This is a genomic window from Pedobacter sp. BAL39 (assembly GCF_000170795.1).
Taxonomy (GTDB): Bacteria; Bacteroidota; Bacteroidia; order Sphingobacteriales; family Sphingobacteriaceae; genus Pedobacter.
Window position 1 is genome coordinate 1 of record NZ_ABCM01000008.1, and the last position, 5,512, is coordinate 5,512.

Here is a 5,512-nt window from a genome sequence, read left to right on the forward strand (position 1 = left end):
CTAAAGGACGGCTAAGGGACGGCTATGAGCAAAAGGTAGCCCGACCATCGTACCTCCCTGGTACAGGGAAAAAGGATCAGTTTTTTAACTTCTTCATGAACTCAGTAAAACGGGGACTTGCATAGTTCGCTGCACCGGATTCCTGATAGGAAATCCTTCCCTGCTTATCAAAGACGATGGTGGTAGGCAATGCTCCGCTGAAGAGGTTTTCCGGTACTGCCGATGCTGCTGAATACAACGGAAAATCATACCCTTTCTTTTTCATAAATTTATGCGTTTCAGCCAACTTTCCATCAGCATCCACAAGGATGAATACAAAATCAGGATCGTCCTTAAAAGTTTGCCAGGCTTCCTGAATCGATGGCAGTTCCGCCAGACATGGCGGGCACCAGGTTGCCCAGAAATTCAGAAATACAACTTTACCTTTCAGGCTACCCAGATCTAAACTTTTTCCGGAGGCATCTTTGAAAACAATACCTGCAAGGTTTTGTACAGGCAAGGCCGCCTCCACTTTCTCCGTCTTGCCCACAGCAGGGCGGAATAAGCCAATCTCCATCAAACCCCGGATCATGAAAGCCTTCGCTGAAGGAACCAATAGCATGACCAGTATGATGATGACAAACAGCAGATTGGTAATCCCGCTTTTACTAAAAATCTTTTTTCTCTCCATAAATGTAGCCTGAGTTCGCCAGCCGATTTGAGTTAATCACCAAAATAACAGTATATTGTCTCTGCAAACAAACACCAAAATAAACGCTTAACCACCTGCAACCATCAACAAAACTGATTCATAAAATTATAAACAGATGAAAAAAACCATTTCGGGTTTACTGTTACTCAGTGTAGCTTTGGCCTGTACCAACAAAGATAAGCAAATGGAAACTTATAAATGGCCGCATGCCACTGCACCTGTAGCAACTGTCAAACCCTTTCTCAGGGCACTGCACGGAGATACGGTAACAGACAATTATTACTGGATGATCGACTACTTCAGGAAAGGTGCTGACAGCAACGCAGTTGTCGAATACCTTACCGCGGAGAACAATTACCTCGACACCATGATGAGCGGTACGAAAATCCTGCAAGCTGATCTCTTCAAGGAATTAAAGGGCCGCATCAAAGAAAAAGATGAGTCTGTACCTGTTTTCAAAAATGGCTATTTTTATTATCAGAAGACTGAAGAGGGAAAACAATATTATAAATACTGCCGCAAAAAAGGAAGCCTGGACGCTACGGAAGAAGTGCTCCTGGACATTGACGAGCTCGCTAAAGGGCTGCCTTACTACTCCGCAACAGGATTCAGTATCAGCCCGGACAACAAATTGCTGGCATTCGGGGTCGACAAAGTCTCCAGAAGACAATACGAAATCAATGTCAAAAACCTGGAAACAGGTGCCATCAGCAAGACCGTCATCCCCAACACGGAAGGTGATCCGGTATGGGCAGCAGACAATAAAACCATTTTTTATACTTCCAAAAACCCCGTCACACTGCTCAGCGAGAAAATCAAAAGGCATCTGCTCGATACTGATCCGTCCAAAGATCCGGTGGTATATGAGGAGAAAGACAAAAGCAACTACATCGGCGTAGGTAAATCCAAATCCGGCAAATATATTTTTATCTACTCCTCTGCCACCCTATCGGCAGAAGTGAGGATGATCGACGCGGCAACACCGGCAGCAGCATTCCAGGTGTTCCAGCCAAGGATGAAAGATGTCCTTTATGATGTGACACCGCTGGAAGACAAGTTCCTCATCCTCACGAACTGGAATGCCAAGAATTTTCGTCTGATGGAATGTCCCCTGGATAAAACCGGAAAAGAAAACTGGAAAGAAGTCATCCCTCACCGCAAAGATGTACTCCTTGCAGGGGTGGAGGAGTTTAAAAACCACGTAGTCATCTCGGAACGCAAAAACGGATTGGTGCAGCTGCTGGTACGCAACAACAACGGCACAGAGCACCACATTGATTTTGAGGAACCTACCTATGCGGCGAGGATCGGCTCAAATCCTGATTACAACAGCAATACGCTCCGTTATCAGTACACCTCCATGATCACGCCTTCTTCTACTTATGATTATAACATGGACACCAAATCGCAAAAGCTGATGAAACAGCAGGAAGTAGTTGGTGGATATGATAAAGGTGCTTATGCAACGGAAAGGTTATATGCCACGGCAAAAGACGGCACAAAGGTGCCCATCTCACTCGTTTACAAAAAAGGATTGAAGAAAGATGGCTCCGCACCACTGCTGTTGTATGGTTATGGCTCTTATGGCGCAAGCATGGACGCCGGTTTCTCCAGCAACAACCTCAGTCTGCTTGACCGCGGTTTTGTTTATGCTATTGCACACATCCGTGGCGGACAGGAGATGGGCCGGCAGTGGTATGAAGATGGAAAGCTCATGAAAAAGATGAACACCTTCACCGACTTTATCGACTGCGGAAAGTTCCTGATTGATGAAAAATTCACCAGCAAAGAACACCTTTATGCACAGGGAGGAAGCGCCGGCGGACTGCTGATGGGTGCGGTGATCAACCTGGCCCCGGAAATGTGGCATGGTATCATCTCACAGGTCCCTTTTGTGGATGTGGTCAATACCATGCTGGATGAGAGCATCCCACTTACCACAAATGAATTTGATGAATGGGGAAATCCTAAAAACAAGGATGCTTACTTATACATGAAAAGTTATGCGCCGTATGAAAATATTGAGAAAAAAGCATACCCGAACATGCTGGTGACCACCGGCCTGCACGACAGTCAGGTACAGTATTTTGAGCCCGCCAAATGGGTGGCCAAGCTACGGGCAACAAAAACAGACAAAAATATCCTGCTCCTGAAAACGGACATGGACTTTGGACATGGCGGCGCCTCAGGAAGGTTTGATTACCTGAAGGACATCGCACTCAATTACGCTTTTCTGTTTAGCCTGGAGGGCATCTCTAAATAAAAGGTCAGAACCTGCCACATATAAAAGGGGGATCAAGCATCAGCAGTCCCCCGAATAAGTCAAAGGCGACTGAGGTATACCGGAGCAAATCCGTCAATACCTCAGCCGCCTTTTATATGAATTCATCATACCTGCAATTCAGCGGAATTCTGTTCTTTGCCTATTTCCTGCTGTTCAGCATCCCTTTCAGTTCCGCAACCGCCTTTCTTAGTTCTTCCACTTCAGACTTGAGGCTTATCAGCTCCCGTTGCTGTGCCACAATCAGCTCATCATGTTCCTGCCAGCCCTTCAATAACGGCACAGTCATCGTCTGGTAGTTGAGAGATAAGGTCTTCTGAGCATCATTATCCGTCCTGATCAGCGACGGAAAATACTCCTGTACATTCTGTGCGATGAAACCGATCTGATGGAGGTCCATATCCTTACGGTCGTAAGAAACGGCATGCAGTCTTCTCAGGCTTTCCGACACCGGAGGAATCGTAACAATATTTTTTTTCAGGCGCACATCAGAATTGGCAGTGACATCACCCGTTGCACGGATGTCACCGGTTACTACGACCTGCCCGGTTACACGCAGTTCCGAGTTGACGTCCAGCTCGGTAAATTTTCCCTGTGACGGAGTAGATGAACCGATCAGCGTGCCATCAATCGCCCCATTTGTGATTTCTACGGCATCTTTATTCTGGACAGCCATATTTCCTAAACCGAGATTGACACGAGCGTCATCTGCCGTCGCAGCCCCGGTTCCACCTTTCTCAACAGCCAATATCGCTCCCGGGCCGCTGCCACTGCCAGCACCGAAGGCAATCTCCGCCCAGTTGGCATCTGCAAGCCCTCCCTTAAGCTGGTAGAGTTTTTCTTCTGCGATAACGTACACCAGCATCCCCTGGCTCCTTCTTGCCGGAGTAATGCCATTGCGCTCGGCAACATCAGCCACAGATCGAAAACCACCCTTACCATAGATCTCGTTATGCGTGGGATACTTATCCGTCAGGTCATTGGGCTCAACGGCACCGATTACCTTTACCTGACCATAACCGGCCAGCGTAGCGAGGCCCATCACCATTAAAAATGAACAGATCTTTTTCATTTGAAATACTTTTATTTTGAACATTATCACTTGCTGTTAAACACTAAATTTTATTGAACACTAAAGGTCAGGCCCGCCGCTGTATTGTCTTTCTGCACGTAGATCACGTAAGAGGTGGTACCGCCGCTGGCATTGGTAAAGGACCTGATCGTTTTCTCAAAGGCACCTGTAGAATCATTTACACCGACGATGATTTTTGTGCCCCCCCATGACGAAGGATAGGCGATCACCAGTTTTTGCCTTCCGCTTGGTGTTGCAGACTTGCTGGATACGGCGGCGGCAGTGCCAAACTCACTACCCGATAGTGCCAGGATCTGTGCATCTGTCGGCGCAAAAGCAACCCCGTCGTCACCACCTGTAGCAAAACCCCAGTAGCGCTTCCATTGGAAATCTATAGCGGCACTGGCAGTAGCCGTTTTATTATCAGACGTCTTCACAGACATACTGAATGTAGTCCGCTGGTTGTTCGTTGCCGTACCGCTTTGTGTACCATTTACTGAGGCCCCCGCTGCCGGTGAGACCGTAAACACATTGGTGCCATTCACGAGAATCTCAGTGATCGGCTCCGTTGCTGCAGCCCTGCCCGCTGTCCAGGCCAGAGATACCGAGGTACTGCCTGCACCTCCCATTTCCCTGACTCCTGACGGAGTTGCCGTAAGCGATGCTGAAGGCCCCACAGAAGGATAGAAAACGGTTTCGATCCATTTGGCAAGGTCGTTCGTGCCCGGGTTTACATTTTTATAATATTCGCCGGTGATGGGACGGTCGCCGTTGAAACTACCAATGGTACCACCGCCTGTACCGAGTGTCGATTTGTCGACCCAGGAAACGGTACCATCCGCAGCAGTTACTAAAACCTGGTCTGCCGTACCAGGATTGATCTTCTCTACTGTTACCGCTTTTTCGGCAATTGTCGGATTGGGATAAGTTCCCGTCAGGTCGCCCGATGCAGGTCCTGCAGGTGTTCCCTGTAGCAGGAGTACCGGCCAGCTGTTGTCGGCTTGTTTCGGGCCATAAAGTGTTTGCGTAGCTGTATGAATAAAGAAATCACCAGCCTTTCCCGTTGCCACATCCGGCACTGTTGCGCCATAGATCAGGTTGTTGCCCGCAGCAACCCCACCCGGTGAAAAGGCTACCCAGTTGGTGTTTTTTTCCAGCTCCGCCACAACATCCGTGGCGATCAGCTGGTAAGTTTTTGCCTTACCCGTTCCGTCATCCATCACCGTACACAACATCCCAGGCTGTCTCCTGTCGATGCTGATCTTATCCCGGTCTGCGATGGTCGCCACCTGATGGTGTCCACCTTTGGCATCATTCGTATAGATGATCACTTTTCCTTCCTTGGGAATCAGCGGATTCCCGACAAACTGGGCCCGTGCATCGGTAGGATGAAAGCACCAGGTACTTAAAGCGAGCACCATAAACCTGATTAAATGGCCGCTCCATTTTTGTTTGATTTGCATATCTT

At 48.2% G+C, this 5,512-nt stretch carries 4 protein-coding genes; 1 reads left to right on the forward strand and 3 read right to left on the reverse strand.

What is annotated here, in order from left to right; genetic code table 11:
* Nucleotides 1-76: 76 nt before the first annotated feature.
* The gene (locus PBAL39_RS11770; RefSeq protein ID WP_008241637.1) at nucleotides 77-670 is read right to left on the reverse strand and encodes a TlpA disulfide reductase family protein; all 594 of its coding nucleotides are present in this window, start codon (nucleotides 668-670) and stop codon (nucleotides 77-79) included.
* A gap of 136 nt (nucleotides 671-806) precedes the next feature.
* Here PBAL39_RS11770 and PBAL39_RS11775 point away from each other — a divergent pair, with 136 nt between their 5' ends.
* Nucleotides 807-2,954 (forward strand): oligopeptidase B, encoded by a 2,148-nt coding sequence (locus PBAL39_RS11775; protein WP_008241638.1) that lies wholly within the window; start codon nucleotides 807-809, stop codon nucleotides 2,952-2,954.
* Between the two features lie 160 nt (nucleotides 2,955-3,114).
* On the opposite strand, the gene PBAL39_RS11780 is transcribed toward PBAL39_RS11775, so the two are convergent.
* Both PBAL39_RS11780 and PBAL39_RS11785 read right to left on the reverse strand, forming a co-directional pair.
* On the reverse strand, nucleotides 3,115-4,044 hold the full coding sequence (locus tag PBAL39_RS11780) for a tail fiber domain-containing protein (RefSeq protein WP_157274006.1): 930 nt from the start codon (nucleotides 4,042-4,044) through the stop codon (nucleotides 3,115-3,117).
* A 50-nt stretch (nucleotides 4,045-4,094) separates the two neighbouring features.
* Nucleotides 4,095-5,507, reverse strand: coding sequence for a hypothetical protein (locus PBAL39_RS11785; protein ID WP_008241640.1), 1,413 nt, complete (start codon nucleotides 5,505-5,507; stop codon nucleotides 4,095-4,097).
* Nucleotides 5,508-5,512: the final 5 nt, after the last annotated feature.